Source organism: Variovorax sp. PAMC26660 (assembly GCF_014302995.1).
GTDB lineage: Bacteria > Pseudomonadota > Gammaproteobacteria > Burkholderiales > Burkholderiaceae_C > Variovorax.
In genome coordinates this window covers 191,742-217,753 of sequence record NZ_CP060295.1, presented here as the reverse complement: position 1 = coordinate 217,753, position 26,012 = coordinate 191,742, and the positions used below count along the sequence as shown (strand labels likewise).

Annotated in this window: 31 protein-coding genes; 24 read left to right on the top strand and 7 right to left on the bottom strand. The window is 67.1% G+C overall.

Annotated elements, in window-relative coordinates; all coding sequences use genetic code 11:
* Window positions 1-64: 64 nt before the first annotated feature.
* A complete protein-coding gene (locus H7F35_RS01040) occupies window positions 65-973 on the top strand; it encodes a LysR substrate-binding domain-containing protein (protein WP_187111147.1) in 909 nt (302 codons plus the stop codon).
* Here the strand turns inward: H7F35_RS01040 and H7F35_RS01035 are convergent.
* Entirely contained in the window at window positions 970-1,626 is a 657-nt protein-coding gene (locus H7F35_RS01035) for a glutathione S-transferase (protein ID WP_187111146.1), read from the bottom strand. The genes H7F35_RS01040 and H7F35_RS01035 overlap by 4 nt on opposite strands.
* 85 nt (window positions 1,627-1,711) lie before the next feature.
* Here H7F35_RS01035 and H7F35_RS01030 point away from each other — a divergent pair, with 85 nt between their 5' ends.
* Together H7F35_RS01030 and H7F35_RS01025 are read left to right on the top strand one after the other, a co-directional pair.
* Window positions 1,712-2,587: an AraC family transcriptional regulator gene (locus H7F35_RS01030; RefSeq protein WP_187111145.1), complete on the top strand. Its 876-nt coding sequence runs from the start codon at window positions 1,712-1,714 to the stop codon at window positions 2,585-2,587.
* Window positions 2,588-2,641: 54 nt separating this feature from the next.
* Complete coding sequence (locus H7F35_RS01025; protein ID WP_187111144.1) at window positions 2,642-3,538, top strand: SDR family NAD(P)-dependent oxidoreductase; 897 nt, start codon at window positions 2,642-2,644, stop codon at window positions 3,536-3,538.
* 15 nt (window positions 3,539-3,553) lie between these two features.
* Here H7F35_RS01025 and phnN read toward each other — a convergent pair whose 3' ends face one another.
* From phnN to phnF, 3 genes are read right to left on the bottom strand one after another with little or no spacing between them, the layout of a single operon-like run.
* Window positions 3,554-4,111 carry a phosphonate metabolism protein/1,5-bisphosphokinase (PRPP-forming) PhnN gene (phnN, locus tag H7F35_RS01020; RefSeq protein ID WP_187111143.1) on the bottom strand — a complete coding sequence of 186 codons (558 nt, stop codon included), beginning with the start codon at window positions 4,109-4,111 and terminating at the stop codon, window positions 3,554-3,556.
* Window positions 4,108-4,833 (bottom strand): DUF1045 domain-containing protein, encoded by a 726-nt coding sequence (locus H7F35_RS01015; RefSeq protein ID WP_187111142.1) that lies wholly within the window; start codon window positions 4,831-4,833, stop codon window positions 4,108-4,110. Before H7F35_RS01015 ends, phnN begins: the two co-directional genes overlap by 4 nt.
* Entirely contained in the window at window positions 4,826-5,590 is a 765-nt protein-coding gene (phnF, locus tag H7F35_RS01010; RefSeq protein WP_187111141.1) for a phosphonate metabolism transcriptional regulator PhnF, read from the bottom strand. Before phnF ends, H7F35_RS01015 begins: the two co-directional genes overlap by 8 nt.
* Window positions 5,591-5,665: 75 nt before the next feature.
* Between phnF and phnG the strand changes: the two genes are divergently transcribed.
* The 11 genes from phnG (at window position 5,666) to H7F35_RS00955 (ending at window position 14,823) form a co-directional block, all read left to right on the top strand.
* Complete coding sequence (gene phnG / locus H7F35_RS01005; protein ID WP_187111140.1) at window positions 5,666-6,169, top strand: phosphonate C-P lyase system protein PhnG; 504 nt, start codon at window positions 5,666-5,668, stop codon at window positions 6,167-6,169.
* On the top strand, window positions 6,166-6,804 hold the full coding sequence (gene phnH, locus H7F35_RS01000) for a phosphonate C-P lyase system protein PhnH (protein WP_187111139.1): 639 nt from the start codon (window positions 6,166-6,168) through the stop codon (window positions 6,802-6,804). Before phnG ends, phnH begins: the two co-directional genes overlap by 4 nt.
* A 1-nt stretch (window position 6,805) precedes the next feature.
* Window positions 6,806-7,909: a carbon-phosphorus lyase complex subunit PhnI gene (locus tag H7F35_RS00995; protein WP_187111138.1), complete on the top strand. Its 1,104-nt coding sequence runs from the start codon at window positions 6,806-6,808 to the stop codon at window positions 7,907-7,909.
* Window positions 7,906-8,781, top strand: coding sequence for an alpha-D-ribose 1-methylphosphonate 5-phosphate C-P-lyase PhnJ (locus H7F35_RS00990; protein ID WP_187111137.1), 876 nt, complete (start codon window positions 7,906-7,908; stop codon window positions 8,779-8,781). The genes H7F35_RS00995 and H7F35_RS00990 overlap by 4 nt, the downstream gene beginning before the upstream one ends.
* Window positions 8,778-9,566 (top strand): phosphonate C-P lyase system protein PhnK, encoded by a 789-nt coding sequence (phnK, locus tag H7F35_RS00985; protein WP_187111136.1) that lies wholly within the window; start codon window positions 8,778-8,780, stop codon window positions 9,564-9,566. The genes H7F35_RS00990 and phnK overlap by 4 nt, the downstream gene beginning before the upstream one ends.
* Window positions 9,563-10,276 carry a phosphonate C-P lyase system protein PhnL gene (gene phnL, locus H7F35_RS00980; protein WP_187111135.1) on the top strand — a complete coding sequence of 238 codons (714 nt, stop codon included), beginning with the start codon at window positions 9,563-9,565 and terminating at the stop codon, window positions 10,274-10,276. Before phnK ends, phnL begins: the two co-directional genes overlap by 4 nt.
* Window positions 10,273-11,427 (top strand): alpha-D-ribose 1-methylphosphonate 5-triphosphate diphosphatase, encoded by a 1,155-nt coding sequence (locus H7F35_RS00975; protein ID WP_187111134.1) that lies wholly within the window; start codon window positions 10,273-10,275, stop codon window positions 11,425-11,427. Before phnL ends, H7F35_RS00975 begins: the two co-directional genes overlap by 4 nt.
* A 93-nt stretch (window positions 11,428-11,520) precedes the next feature.
* Window positions 11,521-12,408, top strand: a complete 888-nt coding sequence (gene phnC, locus H7F35_RS00970; RefSeq protein WP_187111133.1) for a phosphonate ABC transporter ATP-binding protein — start codon at window positions 11,521-11,523, stop codon at window positions 12,406-12,408.
* Window positions 12,409-12,470: 62 nt separating this feature from the next.
* Window positions 12,471-13,415: a phosphonate ABC transporter substrate-binding protein gene (gene phnD / locus H7F35_RS00965; RefSeq protein WP_187111132.1), complete on the top strand. Its 945-nt coding sequence runs from the start codon at window positions 12,471-12,473 to the stop codon at window positions 13,413-13,415.
* A gap of 37 nt (window positions 13,416-13,452) precedes the next feature.
* The gene (gene phnE, locus H7F35_RS00960) at window positions 13,453-14,256 is read left to right on the top strand and encodes a phosphonate ABC transporter, permease protein PhnE (protein WP_187111131.1); all 804 of its coding nucleotides are present in this window, start codon (window positions 13,453-13,455) and stop codon (window positions 14,254-14,256) included.
* Between the two features lie 9 nt (window positions 14,257-14,265).
* A complete protein-coding gene (locus H7F35_RS00955) occupies window positions 14,266-14,823 on the top strand; it encodes a phosphonate degradation HD-domain oxygenase (protein WP_187111130.1) in 558 nt (185 codons plus the stop codon).
* 20 nt (window positions 14,824-14,843) lie between these two features.
* Here H7F35_RS00955 and H7F35_RS00950 read toward each other — a convergent pair whose 3' ends face one another.
* The gene (locus H7F35_RS00950) at window positions 14,844-15,260 is read right to left on the bottom strand and encodes a hypothetical protein (protein ID WP_187111129.1); all 417 of its coding nucleotides are present in this window, start codon (window positions 15,258-15,260) and stop codon (window positions 14,844-14,846) included.
* 198 nt (window positions 15,261-15,458) lie between these two features.
* Here H7F35_RS00950 and H7F35_RS00945 point away from each other — a divergent pair, with 198 nt between their 5' ends.
* Together H7F35_RS00945 and zigA are read left to right on the top strand one after the other, a co-directional pair.
* The gene (locus H7F35_RS00945; protein WP_187111128.1) at window positions 15,459-16,025 is read left to right on the top strand and encodes a fatty acid desaturase CarF family protein; all 567 of its coding nucleotides are present in this window, start codon (window positions 15,459-15,461) and stop codon (window positions 16,023-16,025) included.
* Between the two features lie 102 nt (window positions 16,026-16,127).
* Window positions 16,128-17,321: a zinc metallochaperone GTPase ZigA gene (zigA, locus tag H7F35_RS00940; protein WP_187111127.1), complete on the top strand. Its 1,194-nt coding sequence runs from the start codon at window positions 16,128-16,130 to the stop codon at window positions 17,319-17,321.
* A 40-nt stretch (window positions 17,322-17,361) separates the two neighbouring features.
* On the opposite strand, the gene H7F35_RS00935 is transcribed toward zigA, so the two are convergent.
* Window positions 17,362-17,838, bottom strand: a complete 477-nt coding sequence (locus tag H7F35_RS00935) for a transcriptional repressor (protein ID WP_261803483.1) — start codon at window positions 17,836-17,838, stop codon at window positions 17,362-17,364.
* A 113-nt stretch (window positions 17,839-17,951) separates the two neighbouring features.
* Between H7F35_RS00935 and H7F35_RS00930 the strand changes: the two genes are divergently transcribed.
* The 4 genes from H7F35_RS00930 (at window position 17,952) to H7F35_RS00915 (ending at window position 22,228) form a co-directional block, all read left to right on the top strand.
* The gene (locus tag H7F35_RS00930; protein ID WP_187111126.1) at window positions 17,952-18,929 is read left to right on the top strand and encodes an AraC family transcriptional regulator; all 978 of its coding nucleotides are present in this window, start codon (window positions 17,952-17,954) and stop codon (window positions 18,927-18,929) included.
* Between the two features lie 81 nt (window positions 18,930-19,010).
* A complete protein-coding gene (locus H7F35_RS00925; protein WP_187111125.1) occupies window positions 19,011-19,946 on the top strand; it encodes a tryptophan 2,3-dioxygenase in 936 nt (311 codons plus the stop codon).
* An 11-nt stretch (window positions 19,947-19,957) separates the two neighbouring features.
* Window positions 19,958-21,130, top strand: coding sequence for an FAD-dependent oxidoreductase (locus H7F35_RS00920; protein ID WP_187111124.1), 1,173 nt, complete (start codon window positions 19,958-19,960; stop codon window positions 21,128-21,130).
* Window positions 21,131-21,241: 111 nt separating this feature from the next.
* Complete coding sequence (locus H7F35_RS00915) at window positions 21,242-22,228, top strand: Bug family tripartite tricarboxylate transporter substrate binding protein (RefSeq protein ID WP_187111123.1); 987 nt, start codon at window positions 21,242-21,244, stop codon at window positions 22,226-22,228.
* Between the two features lie 24 nt (window positions 22,229-22,252).
* On the opposite strand, the gene H7F35_RS00910 is transcribed toward H7F35_RS00915, so the two are convergent.
* On the bottom strand, window positions 22,253-22,561 hold the full coding sequence (locus H7F35_RS00910; protein WP_187111122.1) for a hypothetical protein: 309 nt from the start codon (window positions 22,559-22,561) through the stop codon (window positions 22,253-22,255).
* A 117-nt stretch (window positions 22,562-22,678) separates the two neighbouring features.
* On the opposite strand from H7F35_RS00910, the gene H7F35_RS00905 reads away from it, so the two are divergent.
* From H7F35_RS00905 to H7F35_RS00890, 4 genes are all read left to right on the top strand, one after another.
* Window positions 22,679-23,341, top strand: a complete 663-nt coding sequence (locus H7F35_RS00905) for an alpha/beta hydrolase (RefSeq protein WP_187111121.1) — start codon at window positions 22,679-22,681, stop codon at window positions 23,339-23,341.
* A 44-nt stretch (window positions 23,342-23,385) separates the two neighbouring features.
* Complete coding sequence (locus H7F35_RS00900) at window positions 23,386-23,703, top strand: putative quinol monooxygenase (protein ID WP_187111120.1); 318 nt, start codon at window positions 23,386-23,388, stop codon at window positions 23,701-23,703.
* Between the two features lie 165 nt (window positions 23,704-23,868).
* Entirely contained in the window at window positions 23,869-25,425 is a 1,557-nt protein-coding gene (gshA, locus tag H7F35_RS00895; protein WP_187111119.1) for a glutamate--cysteine ligase, read from the top strand.
* Window positions 25,426-25,573: 148 nt separating this feature from the next.
* Window positions 25,574-25,954, top strand: coding sequence for a response regulator transcription factor (locus H7F35_RS00890; RefSeq protein ID WP_187111118.1), 381 nt, complete (start codon window positions 25,574-25,576; stop codon window positions 25,952-25,954).
* Window positions 25,955-26,012 lie beyond the last annotated feature (58 nt).

The window sequence follows — 26,012 nt, the reverse complement described above, 5'->3', positions numbered from 1 at the left end:
GCTAGAGACTCGCCGCTGTCATGAAAAGACAATAATTGGGCGTTAAAGATAACTTTTAGTTTTCATGAAACCCAACCAGTTGCACGCCTTCGTGGCGGTGGTCGAGCAGATGAGCATTCGCGCCGCCGCGCGCGTGCTAGGCATCTCACAGCCGGCCGTGACCAAGATCGTGCGCGAACTGGAGCGCGAGGTCGGCGCGCCGCTGGTGGAGCGCAGCGTCAAGGGCGTGCGGCTCACCGAATTCGGCCGGGCCTTCGCGCCCCGGGCCAGGCTGCTGCTGGCCGACATGCAACGTGCGCGCGACGAGATCACGCAGATCCGCGACGGTGCCACCGGCTCCATCTCGATCGCTGTCAGCGCCTCGTTCGCGCTGACCGTGCTGCCCGCCGCGTTCAAGGACTTCCACACGCGCCTGCCCGCGGTCGACGTGCAGTTCAGCGAAGCGGTGCTGCCGTGGATGCTGGCAAGGCTGCGCGACGGCTATCTGGATTTCGCGGTCGCCCACGTGGTGCCGGGCAAGCTCGATCCGCAGTTCGAGGCCATCGAGCTGTTTCCCGTGCAACTGGTGGTCGGCCTGCGCGAGCGCCATCCACTGCGCGCGAGCCGCTCGCTGATGGACCTGTACGAGGCCGAGTGGATACTGCCGGGCGACGATCACGACCAACGGGGAAGCGACTCGGTGGCGCCGCTGTTCATGCCGCTGGGCCTGCCACCGCCCACGCGCGTGATCCAGGGGCAGTCGGTCACGGTGGCGCTCGGGCTGGTCGGGCACATGGACCTGATCGGCCTGTTCGTCGAGCCGCTGGTCAAGCTCACCTTCAAGCGCCACGGCATCCGCCGCGTGGACATCCAGGAAACGCTGCCGACGCTGAACGTGTGCGTCATCAAGCGCAAGGGCCAGTTGCTGACGCCGGCGGCGCAGCACTTTGTGGAATGCGTGCAGCGCGCGTCCGTGGCTGCGACGGCGGGTTAGGCCGGGGGAAAGTCGACGCCGCGTTCGCCGCCTTGCCAGGGCGCGTACTTGTGCATGGCGCGTGCGAACAGATCCGAAGCGGTCCAGCCGGACAGCCAGGCGTGCAGGCGCGGCCAGGGTTGCGCGTCGAACCATGCGGGCTCGACCATTGCGAACTGGCGCACGAAGGGCATGACGGCGGCATCGGCCAGCGTGGCGTGCGTGCCGGCCAGGTGGGGCGAGGCTGTGAGCTTGGCTTCGAGATCGCGCAGGAACCGGGCGCCTTGCTCGCGCGCCGAATCCCCGGCATCCGCGAACCGGCCGGGGTACTTGTAGCGATCGAGCTGGGGCTTGAATTCATCGTCGCATGTGGCGACCAGCGCCAGCATGTCTTCGGGCGTGCCGGCGTCGGGTTGCAGCCAGCGGTGCGGGTCGTTGCGCTGCAGCGCCCAACGCATCACGTCCAGGCTTTGTTCGAGCACCGTGCCGTCTTGCGTCAGCAGCACCGGCACCGTGCCCTTGGGCGAGGCGGCCAGCATCTCGGGTGGCTTGTTCTTCAGCACCACCTCGCGCAGCTCGCAGTGTTGGCCGCTTGCGACCAGCGCGAGCCGTGCCCGCATCGCATAGGGGCAGCGGCGGAACGAATAGAGGACGGGGAGGGCGGCGGTAGACATTCGTGTGGGGCGGGCGGAAGCGGCCGATTTTCAGCGACTGCCGGCGGCTCGCGCCAGCGCGGGGTTTTCATCACAATCAGCAGCCATGGCCGAACGCCTCTTCCTTCGCCTCGACGAAGATCCCTTGCACGGGCCGGAATCAAGCGTGCCCGCCGGAACGCTGCGCGCGGTCCCGGTGGGGGCCGCGCTGCGGGCGCATGTCTCGCACATCCTGCTGTACCGCGAAACCATTGCGGAAGGCCATGAGGTGCGCGAGCGCGTGCTGCCCGATGGCGCGGTGCGGCTGGTCTTCAACTTCGGCGACGCGCCGTCCGCGGATGAAGGCGAAGGGCATGCGGCGGAAGCCATCGGCGCATCGATCGCACCGGTGGTGGTGCGCATGCGCCGGCGCGTGGAAGGGCTCTCCGTCACGCTGCGCCCTGGCGCCGCCGCCGCCCTGCTGGGAATGCCGGCTGGCGAGATCGGCGGCAGCGCCGTGCACCTCGATGCGCTTTGGCGTGGCGAAGGCGCCGAGTTGCTGGAACGCATGGCCGAGGCGCCGGGCGATGCGGCGCGAGTGGCGTTGCTGCACCGCGCCTTGCAGCACCGGCTGGCTGCGGGCGATGCCATGGGCCAGTCCGTTGCGATGGCGATGCGCGCGGCGCAGCTCATCACTGCATCGGGTGGACGCCGGCCCTTGCGCGAAGTGGCTGCTGCTGTCGGCGTGGGCGAGCGGCGCCTGCAGCAACTCTTTCACGGGCACGTCGGGCTGTCGCCGCGCGCCTGGAGCCGCCTCGCAAGGCTGCATGCCTGCCTGCGCACATTGCGCCTGCAGCCTTCGCCTGCGTGGGCGGACATGGCGGTCGATGGCGGCTTCTACGACCAGTCGCACCTGGTGAACGAATTCCGCGCGCTCTGCGGCGTCACGCCGACCGAGTTCATGGACCAGGCCATTTCGGGTTCTTCCAAGACGGCTGCCTGAGGGCGCACTATCTTCGTCGGCTCTTATGCAGGCAGATCGAAGGAACAACCGAACATGCAGAACGAAAGCGCCAACCGCCCATTGAAGAACTGCGTGGCCGTCGTGACAGGCGCAAGCCGCGGCGCGGGTCGCGGCATCGCCGTGGAACTGGGCGCCGCCGGAGCCACCGTGTACGTCACCGGGCGCAGCACACGCGAACAACCCGCGACCACCTACGCACAGTTGCTGGCCCTGTCGGACATGCAGGCCGTGCCCGGCAGCATCGACGACACGGCCGACGAAGTCACCCGCATGGGCGGGCACGGCATTGCCGTGTCATGCGATCACACACGCGAAGAAGAAGTGGTGGCGCTCTTCGCCCGCGTAGAGAAAGACGCGGGCCGGCTCGACCTGCTCGTGAACAACGCCTGGGGCGGCCACGAGACTTTCAACGGCGTGTTCGACGCGCCTTTCTGGGAGCACCCGCTGTCCAATTGGGACGCGATGTTCGACCGTGGCGTGCGCAACCATCTCGTGGCTGGCCGCTGTGCCGCGCCGCTGATGGTGCGCCAGAAGAAGGGGCTGGTGCTCACCACCACCTTCTGGGACCGCGACCACTACCTGCGCGGCAATCTCTTCTACGACCTCGCCAAAGCCGCGATGACTCGCCTGTCCTTTGGCATGGCGCAGGACCTGCGACCGCACAACGTCGCTTCCATCGCTGTGTCGCCGGGCTGGATGCGCACCGAATTCGTTCTGGCTGGCCACAAGACCGACGAGGCGCACTGGCACGAACAGCCGGCGCTGGCACGCACGGAATCGCCGCGCTACCTGGGTCGGGCGGTCGCGGCGCTGGCGGGTGATCCGAAAGTGATGGAGAAGAGCGGTGAAGTGCTGCGCGTGGCCGACCTCGCGCGGGAATATGGCTTCACCGACATCGACGGGCGACAGGTCGAAGCGTTCGAGATGTAGGCCGGCGGGCGCGCCCTACGCAACGGCCGCCAACTGGAGCGCGTGGGCCAGCCGTTCACCGGCCTCGGCCAGTCCATGGTCGTTGTGAATCTCGATGGCGGCCATGCCCGATGGCATCCGGAAATCGAGCGCACGCTGCACGCGCGCCTCCACCATGTCGGCGGACTCACGGCCTCTGGCCGTGAGGCGTTGCCGCAAGGTCTGGACGCTGGCCGTGATGTGAACCACTGTCATCTCCGGATAGCGCCGCGCCGCCTCCGGCAGATAGGCACGCGATCCGTTGACGATCACGACGGCGCTGCCGCGCAGCGGTGGCAGCTCGGCATGGCGCACGCCATAGCAAAGGCCGTTGGCCTCCCAGTCGAGCCCGAAGGCGCCGGCCTCGCGCAGGTGCAGGAAGCCGTGCACATCGATGCTGTCGTGCTGCTCGCCGTCGGCGGTGGCGGCGCGCGTGATGGTGCGCCGGGCGAATGCGACCGGCGCGTCGGGCGACAGTCGGTTCTTCAGCCACGCGAGCAGGCTGTCCTTGCCGGCGCCCGAGGGACCGGCAACGTACACGAGCCGTCCGGTCACCGGCCCAACTCCATCTGCGCCAGGCACATGAAGTCGGCGCCGGGCGCGGGTTCGGCGAAGAGGCTGATGCCCTCGAAGCGCAAAGGCGGCGATGCCAGGAGCGGCGCGAAATGTCGCTGTGCCGCTGCGCGCAGTGCTTCCACCATGTCGGGCGCGGTGTCGCGCAGCGAGCCCGTCAGCGACATGTGAAAGCGGAAACGCTCCAGCACGAAGGGGTAGCCCCATCGCACCAACAGCGCGTCTTCCTCGGGCGTGAGGCCGGCCGCGCGGCGGCGCTGAAGCTCGGCGGGCGAAAGGGGTTCGGCAAAGGCATGCAGGCCCGTCACGCAGGCACCGGCCACCGCGCGCAGCGCGGGACTCGGCTGCACGGGCACGAGCGCCAGGAAATCGTCGAGCAGCGCCACTTCGAGCGCGGGCATGGCGAACGGCTCCCAGGCCTGGCAGAGCGTTTGCAGGCCATCGCGCAAGGTCGCTTCCCCGATGTGCGGCCACAGCGTGAAGGGCGCTGCCAGCGTGGCATGCCAGCCGTAGCGGCGCGGCGCGGCAGTGGCCTTGCGTTGCAGCTCTGCTGGCAATCCGTCGAAGACCGGCTGCGGTCTTGGTGCGCCGCTGGCCGCGCAACGACCCAGCCAGTTGCTGCCGGCTTCCCACCAGGCGCTTTCGATGGCGGGTGCGAAGTAGGCGGCGTAGCGGTGCGCCCTGCGGGACGCGTGTTCAGTCATCGTGCTTCACCGTCAGCGTGGTGCGGTCGCCCGCAAACCAGGTGCGCGCGTATTCGATCGGCGCATTGGCCGTGTCCACGTTCACGCTCTCGACAAAGAGCACTGGCCGGCCAACAGGCTGGCGCAACTGTGCGGCCACAGGAGCCTCGGGCATCTGCGCCGTGATGCGGCTTTCGCGCCGCGTGTAGTCGTCCACGCCATGGGCCGCAAAGCCGGCCGTGATGGAGCCGGTCTCGCGCACCACGGCCTCCAGCCTCGCGAAGCGCGGCAGCGGAAAGAAGCGTTCGCTGAAGTGCAGCGGCTGCCCCTCGGCATCGCCGATCAGGTTCAGGCACAGCAGCGTGCTGCGCGCCGCGACATCCAGCGCGCGGGCCTGCGCAGCAGTGGCGCGCACGGTGCTGGATGCCACCACGTGCAGTGCACCCCGCAACCCCGCCTGCGCGAGGCGCTGATGGTGCCGCGGGCGCTTGCCCAGTGCGATGTCGACCGCGAACTCTTCGACATAGGTGCCGCTGCCTTGCGTCGCGCGCAGCAGGCCCTGGCTGATGAGGTCGGCCAGCGAGCGCCGGATGGTGTGGCGATTGACGCCGAACTGCTCTGCCAGCGCATGTTCGGAGGGCAAGCGTTGCCCCGGCGGATAGACGCCGCGCGCGATGGCGTCGGCAAGGTCGGCGGCGATGCGGGTCCAGAAACTTTCTCGAGTGGGGCGTTCAGTGCGTGCTGGAAGCGATGCGGAAGGACTTGTTGTGGTTGTCATGAAGTCGTCTTGCGCGCTATCTAAGCTCGCGCCGGTTGTTCAATTTGTCTATACAACTTTCAGAATATCACTTTCATGTTTCATGCTTTTGACACGGAACCCGCAGAGCGCCCCCTCGACCGGGCGCAGTGGATGGCGACACTGGCGCGGGCCCCGCTCGACCTGCTCGAACCTGCTCTGGGCGCGCATGCGCAGGGCGCGCCGCATTGGCTGCGTCCACCCGAAACCGGGCTGGTGATGGTGCAGGGCCGCGCCGGTGGCACGGGTGAACGATTCAACGTGGGCGAGGTCACGGTGACGCGTTGTGCATTGCGCCTGGGCGATGTGAGCGCGGCGGTCGGCGTTGCCTACGTGCTGGGCCGCTCGCACCGCCACGCACAACTGGCTGCGGTGGCCGACGCGCTGCTGCAAGACCCCGAGCAGCAGGCCTTGCTGAACACGCAACTGCTGGTGCCGGTGCGCCGCCACCTCGCGCTGCAACGCGCCCGGCGCCACGCCCGCGCGCAGAGCAGCAAGGTCGAGTTCTTCACCGTCGCACGCGAAGCCGGTGGCGCCGACGAAGAGGAGGGCGACGAATGAACGCGCACGATCTCTCGAATCTCGGCGCCGGCTTTTCCGACGCGGCACTGGGCAGCCAGTCGGTGTTTCGCGCGGCGCTGCAGGCGCTGTCGCACCCCGGCCGCGTGATCGCGCTGCCGCACGACGCGCAGACGCCGTCGCGCGGCCATGCCGCATCCGCCGCACTGCTGCTGGCGCTGCTCGACCCCGACTGCACCCTCTGGCTCTCGCCTTCGCTGGCGGGCAGCGATGCCGCCGCATGGCTGCGTTTTCACACCGGCTGCGTGCTGGTCGACGCGCCGGAGAACGCGCAGTTCGCATGGGTCGCGCAGGGCGACGAATGCCCGCCGCTTGATCGCTTTGCTCATGGCAGCGATGCCTACCCCGACCAGTCGGCCACCTGCGTGCTCGACGTGGCCGCATTGACCGAAGGCGGTGCAGGAAACGCACAAGGCTGGACGCTGCGCGGGCCCGGCATCCAGCACAGCACGCGGATCGAGGTCGACGGCCTGCCACACCCCGGCGCCTCTGCCTTCACCGTTCAGTGGGCCGCCAACCACGCCGGGTTCCCGCGCGGCGTCGACCTGTTCCTGGCCGCGCCGCAACAGATCGTCGGCTTGCCGCGCACCACCCGCATCGAAGAACTGGAGGCTTGAGATGTACGTTGCCGTCAAGGGCGGTGAAGCCGCCATCCTCAGCAGCTACGAGCTGTTGGCCGAACAGCGCCGTGGCGATGCGGGCACGCCTGAGCTGTCGGTATCGCAGATTCGCGGGCAGCTCAAGCTCGCGGTCGATCGCGTGATGACCGAAGGCTCGGTGTATGACCCCGAGCTGGCCGCGCTCGCCATCAAGCAGGCGGCGGGCGACATGGTCGAAGCCATCTTCCTGCTGCGCGCCTACCGCGCCACCTTGCCGCGCCTGGGCACCAGCGTTGCGCTCGACACTGCGCGCATGCAGCTGGACCGCCGCATCTCCGCCACCTTCAAGGACCTGCCCGGCGGGCAGGTGCTGGGCGCGACCTACGACTACACGCAACGCCTGCTCGACTTCACGCTGCTGGCCAATGCCCAGCCATCGCAACAGGCCGAGACGCGCGAAGGCGTGGCCGCACCCACCGTCACGCCGCGCGTGGTCGACTTGCTCAATCACGAAGGCCTGATCGAGACCCACGAGGTGCCACCCGGCGATCCGGCACCCGTGGACCTCACGCGCACGCCGCTGCGCTTTCCCGCCGACCGCGCCACGCGCCTGCAGAACCTGGCACGCGGCGACGAGGGCTTCCTGCTCGCCATGGCCTATTCGACGCAGCGCGGCTACTCGCACAGCCACCCCTTCGTCGGCGAGATCCGCGTGGGCAGCGTCGAACTGGAACTGGCGCCCGAAGAACTGCCCTTCACCATTTCCATCGGCGACATGGAACTCACCGAATGCGAAATGGTGAACCAGTTCGCCGGCAGCAAGACCGAGCCGCCGCAGTTCACGCGCGGCTACGGCCTGGCCTTCGGCCACAGCGAGCGCAAGGCCATGGCCATGAGCCTGGTCGACCGCGCGCTGCGCGCCGAAGAACTGGGCGAAGCGGTCGAAGCCCCAGCGCAGATGCAGGAATTCGTGCTCTCGCACAGCGACAGCCTCGAAGCCTCCGGTTTCGTGCAGCACCTGAAGCTGCCGCACTACGTCGACTTCCAGTCCGAACTCGAACTCGTGCGAAAGATGCGCGCCTCCTCGAGCAGGAACGAAGACGCCACGGGAGAACAGCCATGACCACCGCCACCACCTACAACTTCGCCTACCTCGATGAGCGCACCAAGCGCATGATCCGCCGCGCCATCCTGAAGGCCGTGGCCATTCCCGGCTACCAGGTGCCCTTCGGCTCGCGCGAGATGCCGCTGCCCTACGGCTGGGGCACCGGCGGCATCCAGGTCACGGCCGCGGTGATCGGGCCGAAGGACGTGCTCAAGGTCATCGACCAGGGCTCGGACGACACCGTGAACGCGGTCAACATCCGCCGCTTCTTCCAGCGCACCACGGGCGTGGAGACCACCACGCGCACGGCAGAGGCGACGCTGATCCAGACGCGCCACCGCATTCCCGAAGCGCCGCTCGCCGAAGGACAGGTGCTGGTCTACCAGGTGCCGGTGCCGGAGCCGATGCAGCGGCTGGAGCCGCGCGAGACCACCACGCGCACCCTGCACGCGCTGGCCGAATACGGCCTGATGCACGTGAAGCTGTACGAGGACATCGCGCGCTACGGCCACATCGCCACCACCTACGACTACCCGGTGCTGGTGAATGGCCGCTACGTGATGTCGCCGTCGCCGATTCCGAAGTTCGACAACCCGAAGCTGCACATGAACCCCGCGCTGCAGCTTTTCGGCGCCGGGCGCGAAAAGCGCATCTACGCGTTGCCGCCCTACACGCCGGTCGAAAGCCTGGGCTTCGACGACCACCCGTTCGAGGTGCAGCGCTGGGATGAACCCTGCGCGCTGTGCGGCGCGACCGACAGCTTTCTCGACGAAATCATCACCGACGACCGGGGCTCGCGCATGCATGTGTGCTCGGACTCCGACTATTGCCAGTCGCGCCAGCAGGCATCCACCGAACAGGCCGCACCCGAAGAACAGGTCTCCGCATGAACGCCGCACTTTCCCTTCCTCCTTTGCTGCGCGTGCGCGGCATCGGCAAGCGCTATGGCGACCGCGTGGCGCTGCAGGACGCGTCCTTCGACCTCTGGCCCGGCGAAGTGCTGGCCGTGGTCGGCGAGTCCGGCTCCGGCAAGTCGACGCTGCTCAACGCCATTGCGGCACGAGACAATCCCGATGCCGGCAGCGTCGAATTCCAGGTGCGCGGCGGCGGGCTGCAGGACATCTTCGCGATGACTGAAGCCCAGCAGCGCCTGTTGGCACGCACCGACTGGGGTTTCGTGCACCAGAACCCGGCCGACGGCCTGCGCATGGACGTGTCGGCCGGCGCCAACGTCGGCGAACGCCTCATGGGCCTGGGCGAGCGCCACTACGGCCGCCTGCGTGCCACCGCCGCCGAATGGCTGCAGCGCGTGGAGATCGATCCGCAGCGCATCGACGACGCGCCGCGCACTTTCTCGGGCGGCATGCGGCAGCGCCTGCAGATCGCGCGCAACCTGGTAACGCAGCCGCGCCTGATGTTCATGGACGAGCCGACCTCGGGCCTCGACGTGTCGGTGCAGGCCCGCCTGCTCGACCTGCTGCGCCAGCTCACGCGGCAGATGCAGCTGGCTGCCATCGTCGTCACGCACGACCTGGCCGTGGCGCGGCTGCTCGCGCACCGCATGGTCGTGATGCAACACGGCCGCGTGGTCGAGTCCGGCCTCACCGATCAGGTGCTGGACGACCCGCAACACGCCTACACCCAACTGCTTGTTTCTTCGGTGCTCACCCCATGACGACTCCATTGCTTCACATCCAGGGCGTGGCCAAGCGCTTCACGCTGCACCACCAGAACCGGCTTGAACTGTCGGTGTTCGATCAGGTCGATCTGAGCGTTTCCGCCGGCGAATGCGTGGTGCTCGACGGCGCCTCGGGCCTAGGCAAGAGCACGCTGCTCAAGCTCATCTATGCCAACTACCGTGCGAGCGAAGGCCACATTACCGTGCAGTCGGAAGACGGCCCGGTCGACGTGACGCAGGTGACGCCGCGCGAGCTGGTGCGCCTGCGCCGCGACACCATCGGCTACGTCAGCCAGTTTCTGCGCGTGATCCCGCGCGTGCCCGCGCTCGACGTGGTGGCCGAACCGTTGGCCGAGGACGCCGGTGATGACCCCGCCGGCATCGAGGCCGCGCGCGAGGAAGCACGCCGCTGGCTCACGCGCCTGCGCATCCCCGAGCGCCTGTGGCACCTGCCGCCCGCCACCTTCTCGGGCGGTGAGCAGCAGCGCATCAACATCGCCCGCAACATGATCAAGCCGAAGCCGCTGCTGCTACTGGACGAGCCCACCGCGTCGCTGGACGCGGCCAACACCGACACGGTCATCGCGTTGATCCGCGAGGCCACGGCGCGCGGCGCCGCCACGGTCGGGATTTTTCACGACGCCGAAGTCGGTGCCGCAGTGGCCACGCGCCGCGTCAACGTCGGCGAATTCAGGAGCCAGCCATGAGCGCACGCATGGTCTTCGCCAACGCACGCATGGTGCTGCCGAACGAAGTGGTGTCAGGTTCACTGTCGGTGGCCGGTGGCCGCATCGACGCGATTCACAGCGGCCCGAGCGCCGAAGGCTCGATCGACCTGGACGGCGACTACCTGCTGCCGGGCCTGGTGGAGATCCACACCGACAACTTCGAGCGCCACCTGATGCCGCGCCCGAAGGTGCACTGGAACCCGCTGCCGGCGCTGCTGGCACACGACGCCGAGGTGGCTGCCGCCGGCATCACCACGGTGTTCGACGCGCTCGGCGTGGGCGAGGCCGACCCGGAAAGCCTGCGCGGCAGCACCTGGGGCGCGACGCTGGCCATGCTCGATGCCTGCGCCGCACAGGACCTGCTGCGCGCCGATCATCACCTGCATGTGCGCTGCGAGCTGCCCGCGCCCAACACCATCGAGCTGTTCGAGCCCTTTCGCGGACACGCGCGGCTGTCGCTGATTTCATTGATGGACCACACACCGGGCCAGCGGCAGTGGGAAGACATCGAGCTGGCGCGTGTGTACTACACCGGCAAGAAGGGCTGGAGCGACAGCAAGTTCGAGCGGCGTCTGGCCGAGTCGGGCAGGTTGCAGACCGAGTACGCGCAACCGCACCGTCGACACTTTGTCGACCACTGCCGCACCCATGGCATTGCGCTTGCCAGCCACGACGACACCACGGTGGCGCATGTGGAGCAGGCCCATGCCGAGGGCGCGAGCATGTCGGAGTTTCCGACCACGCTGGCGGCGGCACGCGCGGCGCGTGCATTGGGCCTTGCCAACGTGATGGGCGGGCCGAACGTGATGCGCGGCGGCTCGCATTCGGGCAATGTGGCCGCGGCCGATCTGGCGCGTGACGGCCTGCTCGACATTCTTTCTTCCGACTATGTGCCCAGCAGCCTGCTGGGCGCGGCGATGCGGCTGGTGGACGACGCACTCGTCACGCTGCCGCAAGCCGTGGCCATGGTGACGCAGGCGCCGGCACGCGCCGCACGGCTGCACGACCGCGGTGCGCTCGAAGCCGGTTTGCGTGCGGACCTGGTGCAGGTGCGCATGTGCACCTTGCCCGATGGCACCCGGCATCCGCTGGTGCGCGGCGTCTGGCGCGAAGGGCGCCGCGTCATCTGAAATCTGCGTGACACGCGCTCGTCGCTGAAGTGTCGCTGCCGCGTCATACCGGTTGGCGAGACTGCATTTGTCTAGACGACTTTGAGGCCCGCCATGAACACTCTTTTGCATATCCGACAGCTCAACAAGCACTTCGCCAACGGCAAGCATGCGTTGCGCGACATCAATCTCGATGTGGCACGCGGCGAGATGGTGGCGCTCATCGGCGCCTCGGGCTCCGGCAAGTCGACGCTGCTGCGGCACATCGCCGGGCTGGTGGCGGCCGACGGCGCGACGCGGTCGCTGGTGGAGATCGACGGGCGCTGCGTGCAGCAGGGCGGTCGCATTCACTGCGACATCCGCAAGGTGCGCTCGCAGGTCGGCTTCGTGTTCCAGCAGTTCAATCTTGTCGCGCGGCTGCCGGTGCTGGTGAACGTGCTCGTGGGCTCGCTGCACCGCATGCCGTGGTGGCGCAGCTGGATGCGCCTGTTCACTGCGCAGGAGCGCGCATTGGCCCTTGAAGCGCTGGCGCGCGTGGGCATTGCCGACTGCCATGCGCAGCGTGCCTCCACGCTGTCGGGCGGGCAGCAGCAGCGCGCTGCCATCGCACGCACGCTGGTGCAGGGTGCCAAGGTGGTGCTTGCCGACGAACCCATTGCCTCGCTGGACCCGGAGTCGTCGCGCAAGGTCATGGAGATCCTGGCGCGCATCAACCGCGAAGACGGCTGCACCGTGGTCGTGTCGCTGCACCAGGTCGAGATTGCCATGAAGTACTGCCCGCGCGTCGTGGCGCTGAACCAGGGCCAGGTGGTGTTCGACGGACCTTCGTCGGCGCTCACGCCCGCGCTGCTGCACGAGCTGTATGGCGTGCAGGCCGAAGAACTGCTGCGGCCCGCGGTGTCCGCTGCACCAGTCGCGCCGGCCGCCGAAGGCGCCAGCGTGCATGTGCTGCCACCGCCCGTGGCGATGCCATGGGCTGCGCGCCCGGCCAAGGTCGCCTGACTCTCGCGCGCGCTGCGGCGTGCCCCGTTTTTCTTTCCCAACGTTCCACTTTGGAGTCATCCATGATCAAGAAACTCTGTGCAGCCCTGGCCCTCGGCCTGGGCATGGTCGGCGCGTTTGCGCAAGACATCAACTTCGGCATCATCTCGACAGAGGCGACGCAGAACCTCAAGGGCGACTGGCAGCCGCTGATCGACGACATGAGCCGCCAGACCGGCCTGAAGGTCACGGCCTTCTTCGCACCGGACTACGCCGGCATCATCGAAGCCATGCGCTTCAACAAGGTGCAGCTGGGCTGGTTCGGCAATAAGTCGGCCATGGAAGCCGTGGACCGCGCCAGCGGCGAAGTGTTTGCGCAGATGGTCAATGCCGACGGCACCCAGGGCTACTACTCGCACCTGATCGTCAACCGCGAGAGCCCGCTCAACACGCTCGACGATGTGCTGAAGAACGCCAAGAACCTGAGCTTCGGCAACGGCGACCCGAACTCGACCTCGGGCTACCTCGTGCCCGGCTTCTACGTCTTTGCGCAGAACAAGATCGACGCCAAGACCGCATTCCGCGTGACGCGCAGCGCCAACCACGAAACCAATTCGCTGGCCGTGGCCAACAAGCAGGTCGACGTGGCGACCAACAACAGCGAAAACCTGGAGAAGGTCAAGGAGCGCTTCCCCGAGAAGTTCAAGGACATCAAGATCGTCTGGACCTCGCCGCTGATTCCGCTCGACCCGCTGGTCATGCGCAAGGACCTGCCCGAAGCCACCAAGACGAAGCTGAAGAACTTCTTCTTCAACTACGCCAAGACCGATCCGCGCGAGAAAGAGATCGTCATGAAGATCTCCAAGCTCTCGGGCTTCAAGGAATCGAGCGACAAGCAACTGGTGCCCATTCGCCAGCTCGACCTGTTCGGCCAGCGCACCAAGATCGAAGCCGACACCGTGCTGAGCGACGCCGAAAAGAAGACGCGCCTGGCCGACATCGACAAGAAGCTGTCCGCGCTGAACTGATCGCCGACCGCTGCAGCACCACCACAGACCGACCGCCATGGCCTCGACGATTCCGATGACCCGCCCGCCGCTTGCCGCGGTGGTTCCCAAGCGCAACCTGGCGTGGCAGCTTTCCTGGGCCGTGCTGCTGGTTCTGCTGCTCGCCTCGTGGAAGGGGGCCGACATGCGGCCGCTTGACCTGATCCGCGACAGCGGCAACATGGCGACCTACGCCGCCGAGTTCTTTCCGCCCAACTTCACGCAGTGGCGCATGTACCTGCAGGAGATGGTGGTCACGCTGCAGATCGCGCTGTGGGGCACGGTGCTGGCGGTGGTGACGGCCGTGCCGCTGGCGCTGCTGGCCTCGGCCAACATCGTGCCGTGGTGGATCTACCAGCCGATGCGCCGCCTGATGGACAGCTGCCGCGCCATCAACGAGATGGTGTTCGCGATGCTGTTCGTGGTGGCCGTGGGCCTGGGGCCGTTTGCCGGCGTGCTGGCGCTCTGGGTGCACACGACCGGCGTGCTGGCCAAGCTTTTTGCCGAGGCGGTGGAGGCCATCGACACACAGCCGGTCGAGGGCATTCGCTCGACCGGTGCGAGCGCGCTGCATGAGATCGTCTACGGCGTACTGCCGCAGGTGATGCCGCTGTGGATTTCCTATGCGCTGTACCGCTTCGAGTCGAACATCCGTTCGGCGTCGGTGGTCGGAATGGTGGGCGCGGGCGGCATCGGCGTGGTGCTGTGGGAAATCATTCGTGGGTTTCAGTACGCCGAGACCTGCGCGGTGATGATCATCATCGTGGTGAGCGTGAGCGCGATCGACCTGGTGTCGGCGCGCATTCGCAAGGTGCTGATCTAGGCGCACAGCATGGCATTGACCCTGGACGACATCGCACGGTTGCTGGCCGGGCGTGGCCAGCAGCAATACGGCCGCGAAGCCGTGAGCCAGCTCGACCACGCGCTGCAGTGCGCGGCGCTGGCGGAAGACGCGGGGGAGAGCACAGAGACCGTGGTGGCGGCGCTGCTGCACGACCTCGGCCATCTGCTCGCGCCCACGAACGCACAGGAAGAAGCAACCGAAGCGCCGCGGGCGCGGGACGACTTGCACCAATACATCGCGCTGCCTTTCCTGCACGGGGTGTTTCCGCCCGGCGTGCTGGCGCCGATCCGCCTGCATGTGGATGCGAAGCGCTGCCTGTGCACGTTGGACGCGGGCTACTGGGACACGCTGTCGCCGGCTTCGAAGCACAGCCTGGAGTTGCAGGGCGGGCGCCATACGCAGGAAGAAGCCGAGGCCTTCATGCGCGCGCCGTTCGCCGAAGAATCGTTGCGTGTGCGGCGCTATGACGACCTGGCGAAGGTGACGGGAAAGGTGACACCGCCGCTGGCGCACTATCTGCAGAAGATGGCGCAGGTCGCGCTGTAGCAGACGCCCGCCGCGCGCGTCTAGTACGAGCGCAGGGCGATTCCCCAGTGCCCATCGACTCGCGTGGCGATCCACAGATTGCAATGGGTGCTGAGCACCACGCCCGCGTCGTTCCGCCGTGTGTAGGTGACGACGAAATGCACCTTGTCGTTGCTCACGAGCACGGCGTCTTTTTTCTCGTACTGCGTCCGGGACCAGCCTGAGGCTTTCAGCTTGTCGAAGAAGTCATGCGGATGCTGTCCGGGCTCGGCCCATTCGAGCCGCTGCGCGCCGGAGAGCATCAGGTGCGGAAAATGAAGCTCGGCATCCATCGCGCGGGTGTCCGACGCATTGAACGCCGCCGTGAACCGGTCGAGGCAGTCGGATGCGGCTTCGACGGCGTCGGCGTTTGGTTCGTCGGATGGCGGCGGGGCGACGAAGGTGGAAAAGTCGGTCATGTCCTTCGATGGTAGGTGAGCCGGCGTGGGTTGCGAAGTAGCACCGCACGGCACATCGGGCATCGCCGGAAGATACTGCGCAAGCGCTGCGCCGCGAAACCCTCCGGCCCGTAAACAATGCCCTCGCCCTTGTGCGAACCCGCTCCAGGGCATGCGTGTTCAACTCCGGAAAGTCCATGACGCTCCCGCGTCGGTTGTATGAGAGATCTTGTGTTCCAGTTCGTCGGCGTGGTTCTTCTGGCCGACTTCATCAGTGGTCTCGTGCATTGGGCGGAAGACGCCTACGTCCGCAAGGAAACACCCGTGGTGGGCAGATGGATCGGCGAGGCCAACATCGAGCACCACGTGCGGCCCCGCGCCTTCGTGCTGCGCGGCTGGTGGGCCAGTTCGTGGGACCTGGTGCTGACCGGTGCACTGGTACTGATGGGCGCATGGTGGCTCAAGGCGCTGACCTGGAAGGTGTGGCTGTTCACGGTGATCAGCATCAACGCCAACCAGGTCCACAAATGGGCGCATCGCGCGCCGCATGAAAACGGCCGATTGATCACGATGCTGCAGAAACTCAGGCTGTTGCAGACGCAGCGCCACCACGCGCAGCACCACGCGGGGCAGAAGAACTCGCACTACTGCTCGATCACCAATTTCCTCAACCCGCTGCTGGAGGAAATCAACTTCTGGCACGGCGTGGAGTACGTGATCGAAAAGACGCTGGGGTACAAGCGCAAGCCGGACATTTCCGTGAAGGCGGTTGCGCGGGCGGCCTGAGCCTGAAAAGGGGGGAGGTGGGGCGGCTGGTTGGCATGAAATGCAACATTGTTGCGATGATTCATATAATGCAATACTGTTGCATATATGGAGTTCGCCACGATGACCGCCCGTCTCCCCGTTACCGTGCTGTCCGGCTTTCTCGGCGCCGGCAAGACCACGCTGCTCAATCACATCCTCCACAACCGGGAGGGGCGCCGCGTGGCGGTGATCGTCAACGACATGAGCGAGGTCAACATCGACGCCGCGCTGGTGCGCGACGGCGGCGCCGAGCTGTCCCGCACCGACGAGAAACTGGTCGAGATGAGCAACGGCTGCATCTGCTGCACCCTGCGCGAAGACCTGCTGATCGAAGTCGGCCGGCTCGCCAAGGAAGGGCGTTTCGACCAGTTGGTGATCGAGTCCACCGGCATTTCAGAACCCTTGCCAGTGGCCGAGACCTTCACTTTCGCCGGCGAAGACGGCAAGAGCCTGGCCGACGTGGCGCGGCTGGACACCATGGTGACGGTGGTCGATGCCTTCAATTTTCTGCGCGACTACGGCTCGCCCGACAGCCTGGGCCAGCGCGGCCAGTCGCTCGGCGACGAGGACACGCGCACGGTGGTCGACCTGCTGATCGAGCAGATCGAGTTCTGCGACGTGCTGGTGGTCAACAAGACGGACCTTGTCACGCTCGAAGAGCGCGAGCGGCTGATGGCGATCCTGCACAGCCTGAATCCGCGTGCGCGCATCGAGGTGTCGGAATTCGGCCGCGTGCCGCTCGACCGCGTGCTCGACACCGGCCTGTTCGATTTCGAGCAGGCCGAGCAGGCGCCGGGCTGGCTGGCCGAGTTGCGCGGCGAGCACCAGCCCGAGAGCGAGGAATACGGCATTCGCAGCTTTGTCTATCGCTCGCGGCTGCCGTTCCACCCGATGCGCTTCTGGAAGCTGGTGCAGATCGAATGGGAAGGCGTGGTGCGCTCCAAGGGATTTTTCTGGCTTGCCAGCCGCGCCACGCGGGCGGGTTCATGGTCGCAGGCCGGTGGCGCCTGCCGCTATGGCGCGGCGGGCTTCTGGTGGGCAGCGGTGCCGCGCGAGCACTGGCCGACCGACGACGATTCGCTCGAGTTGATCCGCAAGAACTGGGACCCGGCCACGGGCGACGCCCGGCAGGAACTGGTGCTGATCGGTATCGGCATGGACGAAGATGCCTTGCGTGCGCAACTCGATGCCTGCCTGCTCACGGAAAACGAGATGCGCTTCGGCGCTTCGTGGTGGCAGAACTTTGCCGACCCTTTCCCGTCCTGGAATACCTAGGCCGGGGTCTGCGCGCGACAGTGCGCGAAGGGGGAGGAAGCTACCTCGCGCAGTCGCCGCAGGTGCCGTGCAGGGTGAGCGCCGTATGGCGCGTATCGATGCCCTGCTTGCGCAGCGCCTTCCCCAGCCGGCCCATCACCTTGGGCAGTTCGGGGTCGGACGGCAGGGCCAGCACTTTGTGGCACTGGTCGCACTCGAAGGTATTGCCTGATTCGGTTTCCACGTGGCGCGAGAAGCGGTTGACGCGGTCGGGGCCCACACGGCGGTCGCACAGGCCGGCTTCGACCAGCCGGTCGAGCACGCGGTAGATCGTCACGCGGTCGGGCGCCTCGCCGGTGGCGGCGGTGTAGGCGGCGGCGACTTCCTCGTGCGTCAGGGGCTGGGAGTTGTGTTCGAGCAGTTCGAGCACCGTTTGTGCGGCGCGCGTCACGCGCAGGCCGCTGTCGCGCAGCAGGGATTCGCTGTCGAATACAGCGGCGGCGAGAGGGGGCTTCGGGTGCGGGTTCATTGTCTTCATGCGAAACGACATTGTGTTGCATCCCCGCGCCTCTTGCGCAGAACCAGGAAAAATCGCCCGCCTGCCATGCCAGATAATCGCCCGCATCGCGATCAACGGGCGGCACGAACAGCATGGACTCAGAGCGGGGCGGCGACGTACTCAGCCGCGTGCTTGCAACGTACAGGTCCGAGCGGGCGGTCACCGCCCGTTTTTCTTTGACCGCCCCCTGGGCGCTGCATTCGACCGGGGTTGCCGGCCCGCTGATCCGCCTGTGCACCGGCGCACCGTACTGGATTGCGGTGGACGGCGCCGAGCCGGTGGCCGTGGCGCCGCGCGACATCGCGATGCTGCCGCAGGGCAGCGCCCACACCGTGTCGTCCGCGTCGGGGCTTGAGGCTGAACCCTTTCGCGACCTGATCACGGCCCACTCGGTCGGCCGGCACGGCGACCACCCGATCGTGTTCTCGCATGGCGGCGGTGGACCGGCGACCGAACTGTTCTCGCTGCACCTGTGGATGCCCGCGCAGGGCCTGGGCTCCATCATGGCCAGCCTGCCGCCACTGATCGTGCTGCGCCAGGGGCAGATTCCGACGACCGCGTCGCTGGCGCAGGCCATGGAGTCGTTGGTGAACGAGACCATCGCCCAGCGGCCGGGCTGGCAACTGTCGGCGGCGCGCATGGCCGACCTGCTGCTGGTGCACGTCCTCTGCGAGCACTTGTACGCCCAACCCCAGACCCAACAGGCGCAACAGACCGGGCGGCTGCGCGGGCTGGATGACGAGAGCATCGCCCGTGCGATGTCGCTGATGCACGAGCGGCCCGAGCACCCGTGGTCGGTAGCGACGCTGGCGCAGGCCAGCTACCTGTCGCGCACCGTCTTCAGCGAGCGCTTTCGCGCGCTGGTGGGCGTGACGCCCATGCACTACCTGGGCTCCTACCGCATGACGTTGGCGGCCGAGAAGCTCAAAAACCGGCAGCTGAGCCTGCATCAGGTGGCCGAAGCCGTGGGCTATGCATCGGAAAAGGCGTTCTCTCGCGCCTTCCAGCGCTGGACGGGCATGACGCCCGGCGCCTACGCCCGCCAGCACGGCAGGCCCGAGTCCGGCTGATTTCGTCGCGCCGGACGATCGGTGCCTAAATCCGGCGTGCCGGAGGTTGAGGCGGTTGCATGGGCGCCGAACAATCGGCGCATGGCCATCCAACGCAAAAGAGTCATTCCCGAAGTCCGCAACCCCGCGCTCGAAAATTCCCTTGTGAAGGCGATCGTGTCCGGCGACAACCGGCAGCGCGAAGCCACGGTGAAGAACACCGACGGCGAGCCGCTGCTGCGGTTCGAGGGCAACAGCAATCCCTACCTGGAACACCAGCGCAACGACCTGCTGCTGAGCATCCAGCACATGCGCAGCGAAGGCCACGACGAAATGGTCTTCATGTGCATCACGCACTGCAAGGAGCTGACTTTCAAGGCCTTGCACTACGAACTGGCCAACATGCAGGCGCGCATCCGCGCCGACGACGTGGCCGGTGCGCTGCAACTGGTGCCGCGGGTGCGCGCGCTGCTGGAGTTTCTGGGCAAGACCTGGGACGTGCTCTCGACCATCACGCCGCACGAGTTCAACCAGTTCCGCAACACGCTGGGCATTGCCTCGGGCCAGCAGTCGTACATGTACCGGCATGTGGAGTTCATCCTGGGCAACAAGTCGGTGCCGCTGGCGCGCGCGCATGCGAACAACCCCGATGTGTGGCCCTACATGGAGAAGGCGCTGAATTCGCCGAGCCTGTACGACGACGTGCTGGCGCTGCTGCACCGCCGCGACATCGCGATGCCGCCCGAGGCGCTGTCGCGCGACTGGTCGGCGCCGTACGTGGTGAATCCGGGCGTGGAAGCCGCATGGCTGTGGGTGTACGGTGACCCGACATCCGAGAACGATCTCTACCGGCTCGGCGAGGCGTTGATGGACATCGCCGATGTGTTCTCGCAATACCGCTGGCGGCATTTCGTGTCGGTCGAGCGCATCCTCGGCTTCAAGCCGGGCACGGGCGGCTCGGCCGGCGTGGGCTGGCTGCGCAGCGTGGTCGATCACAGGTTCTTTCCCGAACTGTGGTCTGTTCGCACCCAACTCTGAGCCGCCCATTCATGACTGCAACAAACAGGGTGCTGATCGTCGGCGCCGGCATCGCGGGTTGCTCCGCCGCCATTGCGCTGGCCGACAAGGGCATGCACGTCATGCTGATCGAGAAGCAGGCCGAGTGGCGCTTCCAGAGCTCGGGCATCTTCATCTACAGCAACGGGCTGGAGGCATTGCGCGCGGTGGGGGTGCTGCCGCAGATCCTCGACGCGGGCTTCGGCATTGCGGACGGCAGGAACGTCTACCTCGATCACCATGGTGTGCCCATCGTCGATGTTTTCTATCCCGCCTCGCGCGGTGGCGCGGTGCCGATCCTGGGCATCCGGCGCGCGCAGATGCACCGCATCCTTGCGGGCCGGCTCGATGCGCTGGGCGTCGATATCCGGCTGGCGACGACGATGACGGCGATCCATTCGCCCTCCGGGAGCGATCACGCGCAGGTCAGGCTGTCCGACGGATCGACGCAGCGCTTCGACCTGGTCGTCGGCGCGGATGGCATCCGCTCGCAGGTCCGCGAAACCGTGACCGGACCCGTGGCGCCGCGCTACACCGGCTTCGGCGTGTGGCGCAGCGTGCACGACCGCCCGCGCATGTTAGACGCGAAGATCATGATGATGGGCGTCGGCAAGCGGCTGGGCATCATGCCGATCAGCGACGACAGGCTTTACATCTTCGGCACGGTGAGCGAGCCGGCGGACCGCTGGTATCCGAGGGAAACCTGGCCCGAACGGATGCGGGAGCGGTTCGCGGAGTTCGGTGGCCCGGCACGGCAGTTCCTCGATCAGCTCTCGGCGGATTCGGAAGTGCTTTACACGGCGGTCGAGGAAGTGCAGGCGCCCTTGCCCTGGCATGCGGGGCGCGTGCTCCTGATCGGCGATGCGGCGCACGCTTCGACGCCGTTCATGGGGCAGGGCGGTGCCATGGCCGTGGAAGACGCCGTGGTGCTGGCCGAGATGCTGGCAGCGGATGGCATCGGCGAGCAGACCCTGCAGGCCTTCGGCCAACGCCGCTATCCGATGTGCAGGTTCGTGCAGGACGCCTCGCGGAAAGTGGGCGGGGCGGGCGCCGTGGAAGACGCCGCAAGCTGCGCGCGCCGCAACACCGCGATGCAGGCCACGGCGCAGCAGCAGGTCGATGCCTTCTACCGCGAACTCGATGCGCTGCGCGCGCTGCCGGGTTGACGTGCCTGCATATGCCTGGATGCAGCTAAGCATCTGACGAATAGGTCGTTGGCGTGGAGGCGGGCGCGCGACAGAATCGCGCGCTTTGCCTTCCGCAACCGAGAGCCTTCCATGCGTGCCCATTCCCTGCTGAAACCCTTCCTTGCACTGTGGGCCGGTGCCTTGCTGTCTGCTGGAGCGCAAGCGCAGCAGCAGCCGGCCGCCTACCCGTCGAAGCCCGTTCACATCACGGTCGCGAACACGCCCGGCAGCTCGCCCGACGTGCTGGCACGCTACCTGGCGCAGCGCCTGTCGGAGCAATGGAAGCAGCCGGTGGTGGTGGACAACCGCGCCGGGGCGGCGGGCATCCTGGCGGCCGACGGGCTGGCCAAGGCGCAGCCCGATGGCTATTCGCTGCTGGTAGGCGCCGACGGGCCGATCACCATCCTGCCCAACATCCAGGCCGGCCTGCCCTACGACGCGCGGCGCGACCTGGTGCCGGTGGTGTCGCTCGGCCAGATCGATTTCGTGCTGGTGGCCAACCCGAAGACCGGCTTTCGCACCGTGGCCGATTTCGTTCACGCGGCCAAGGCCCATCCGGGCCGCCTGAACTACGCCTCGGCCGGCAACGGCAGCCCGCAGCAGCTCAGCATGGAACTGCTCAAGCAGAAGACGGGCATCTACGTGACCCACATTCCTTACCGTGGCGGCCCGCTCGGCATGCAGGACGTGATCGCGGGGCAGGTCGACGTGATGTTCATTGCCGTGGGGCCGGCGCTGCCGCACATCCGAAGCGGCCGGCTGGTGGCGCTGGGCACCAGCGGGGAAAAGCGCCACGCGCTGTTGCCCGAGGTGCCGACCGTGGGTGAAAGCTACGCGGGCTACCGCTCGGGCACATGGTTCGGGCTGTTCGCGCCGGCGCGCACGCCGCAGCCGGTGCTCGATGCGATCGCGGCCGAAGCCGGGCGCATCGTGCAGGCACCCACAGCCAGAGCAGAACTCGCCGCGCAAGGCATCGAGGCCACCGGCCATCCACAGCGCCAGTTCCAGACGCAGGTCAATGCCGAATACGAGCGCTATGCGCAGATCGTGAAGGCGGTCGGCATCAAGGCCGAGTAACAAGGCCGAGTAAGGCGCGGCCAACTACCGAACGGACTTGGCCAGCGCCTTGGCGAAGGCCTCGACGTCATCGTCGCGGCAGACTTCGGCGGCCAGCGGGGCGTGGCCCTGTGCCACGGCCGCCAGCGCCATCGCTTTCTTGGGGCACAGGCCGAGGCAGCTCGACTGCACGACGCGCAGACGCACCGGCAGGTGCACCAGGTCGCGCTTGAGTTCCTTGCGGACCTGCCGGGCCCGCAGCTTCGTGGGGCCGTCGCTGCGCTCTTCGCAGTCGCCGCAGACCAGCACGACGCCGGCCAGCTTGGTCTCGACCAGGGGAGGGGATGAGCTCACGGGGTTTTCCTTTTGTTTCCAGCCATCTTGGGTGGGAAGGGGCAGTGGGCAAGTCAGTCAACCGCCCGAATGCGCTAAGGTCTGGTCATTCGCGTCTTTGAATACCTTTGCCCGACCATGTCCCGTCCTCCCATCGAAATCGAAACCGCCCCCAACCCCACCGGCACGGTGATCGTGATGCACGGCCTTGGCGCCGACGGCAACGACTTCGTGCCGATTGCCAATGAGCTCGACCTGTCGGGCGTGGGCCCGGTGCGCTTCGTGTTCCCCAATGCGCCGGTGATCCCGGTCACGCTCAACAACGGCTACCAGATGCCGGCGTGGTTCGACATTGCGGGCCCCGATTTCAACGTGCAGGAAGACGCGGCCGGCCTGCGCCGCTCGCAGGCCAGCATCGAGGCTGTCATCGCCAATGAAAAGGCCCGTGGCGTCGCCGCCGGCCGCATCGTGGTGGCGGGTTTTTCCCAGGGCTGCGCGATGGCGCTGCTGACCGGCCTGCGCCACACCGAGCGCCTGGCGGGCATCGTCGGCATGTCGGGCTGGTTGCCGCTGGCGGCCAGCACCGCGGCCGAGCGCCATGCGGCCAACCACGACACGCCGGTGTTCCTCGGGCACGGCCGGCAAGACCCGATGGTGCCCATCGCGCGGGCCCTGCAATCGCGTGACGCGCTCGCCGCATTGGGCTACACCGTGGAGTGGCACGAATACACGATGGCGCATTCGGTCTGCATGGAAGAAATTGCCGACCTGAACCGCTTCCTGCTGCGCGTGCTGGGCTGAACATGCCCCTCGCGCAGGCCCACGAGAGAAAAGGAGACAACGAAATGATCCTGGTCATCGGACACGCCCTCGCCAAGCCCGACACCTTGCAGGCGATGCTGGCCATCAGCGTGGAGCATGTGCTGCGCTCGCGCACCGAGCCCGGCTGCCTCTCGCACGAAGTCACGACCGACGTGCAAGACCCGTTGCGCCTGACTTTCGTGGAACGCTGGAGCGACATGGCCGTGCTGCAGGCGCACTTTCGCGTCGATGCCTCGCGGGCCTTCGGCAAGGCGCTGGCAGCCATGGCCGACGGCACGCCGGAGATCCACGTCTACCAGTCGGAGGAGATCGACCTGGCGGCGGGCCGCGCCAAGGCCTGAATCGCACACGCCAAACAGCCGGCAAACGACCATGTACGCATCGGTGTCTGCTATTGAAAAGGTAGCGCGCTGCAGGGTAGCCGACCCCGGGATTCCCTGCACGAGCAGTGCCTGCGCGCCCGTGCTACCTTCCAGCCCCTCAGAAGATTGATGGGTGATAACAATATGAGCAACAGATTGCAGGAGAGGTTGGGTGCACTTTCAGCCGCACGACTGAAAGGCATGCGCCGCGGGATAGAGAAGGAAAGCCTGCGCGCGCTGCCGGACGGCAAGCTCGCGCTGACGCCGCATCCACTGGCGCTGGGCTCTGCGCTCACGCATCCGCACATCACGACCGACTTCAGCGAATCGCAGCTCGAACTCATCACGGGCGTGCATGCGGGCGTCGAATCGGCGCTCGAAGAACTGACCCGGGTGCACCAGTTCACCTACCGCGTACTCGACACGCTCGGCGACGAACGCCTCTGGGTGTCGAGCATGCCCTGCGGCCTGCCGACCGACGAAACCATTCCGATCGGCCGCTATGGCTCGTCGAACGTGGGCCGCGCCAAGAGCGTCTACCGCATGGGCCTGAGCCATCGCTATGGCCGCCGCATGCAGACCATCTCGGGCATTCACTACAACTGGTCGCTGCCCGATGTGTCGAGCGAACAGTACTTCGCGCTGATCCGCAACTTCCGCCGCCACGCCTTCCTGCTGCTGTATTTGTTCGGCGCCTCGCCGGCCTTGTGTTCGAGCTTTGTCGCGGGACGCCCGCACGAGCTGCAGCCGCTGGGCGACGGCAGCATGTTCATGCCGCACGGCACCTCGCTGCGCATGGGGCGCCTGGGCTACCAGAGTGACGCGCAGGCTTCGCTGGCCGTGAGCTACAACAGCCTCGACGGCTACGGCGCTTCGCTGCAGGACGCGCTCACGCGCCCGTGGCCGGCCTATGAATCCATCGGCATCCGCAACCTCGGCGGCGACTACAACCAGCTCGGCACCAGCCTGCTGCAGATCGAGAACGAGTTCTACGGCACCATCCGCCCCAAGCGCGTGATCAACCCCGGCGAACGTCCCCTGCATGCGCTGCGCGAGCGCGGCGTGGAATACGTCGAAGTGCGCCTGATGGACCTTGACCCTTTCGAGACCGTCGGCATCAACGCGCAGACCATGCGCTTCATCGACGTCTTCCTGCTGCATTGCCTCTTGAGCGACAGCCCCGACGACACGCCGCAGGAAATTGCCGACCTGGCCCACAACCAGCACCTCACCGCCGCGCGCGGCCGCGAGCCGGGCTTGCGCCTGTCACGCGACGGCAGCGAAGTGGCGCTGGCCGACTGGGGCCTGGAGCTGGCCGGGCAATGCCTGCCCATCGCCGCCGCGCTCGATGCCGCCCACGGCGGCACGCAGCACGCCGATGCGGTGCGCGCTGCCCAGGCTGCGCTGCAGAACCCCGACAGCCTGCCGTCGGCCCGCGTGCTGGCGGCCATCGAGCAGCAGCATGGCAACTCCTTCGTCGGCTTTGTGCGCGCCCAGTCCGAGCAGACCCGTGCCGCGTTGCTGGGCCTGCCGTTCTCCGCCGCGCAGCAGGCCGGGTTCGAGCAGATGACGGCCGACTCCATCCAGGAGCAAAAGCGCATCGAGGCGGCCGACACGCTGCCCTTCGAGATCTACCGCGAGCAGTACGTGTCGCCTGCGCGCCTGGGCATGGCGCGTGGCCGCATGGCGGTTGCGGCCTAGCGTTCGGGCCAGGGCCTGTTCGTCATAGACGACAGCGGCGCTGGCTGATGGCCTACAGGGTTTGGCCTGCATGGCCCACCGCGTGCTTCGCTGGGGCTGCGAGGATGGCACCCATGCATTGCGCAAGCTCCGACCCGGTGAGATCTCTATGACCGTCAAGGCCTACCTGGTGGAGGACAGCCCCGTGATCCGCGAGAACCTTGTCGGCTTTCTCGCAGACGTGGCCGACGCCGAGGTCGTGGCCTCCGCCAGCACCGAGGATGAGGCCGTCACCTGGTTGCACATGCACCGCAACGACTGGGACCTGACCATCGTCGACCTGTTCCTCAAGCGCGGCAATGGGCTCGGCGTGATTCACGCGTGCCGCAACCGCGCGCCGCACCAGAAGGTGGTGGTGCTCAGCAACTACGCCACCGCCGACATGCGCCAGCGCTCGGAGCAACTGGGCGCCGACGCCTTCTTCGACAAATCGGCCGAGCTGGACCAGCTGGTGGCCTATTGCGACCTGGTCCGCTCGTCGCACGGGTGACTGGGGCCGCGCACCGGTGACTGCGTCACCGTGTCTTTCTGGGGTAAAACGCCACGCT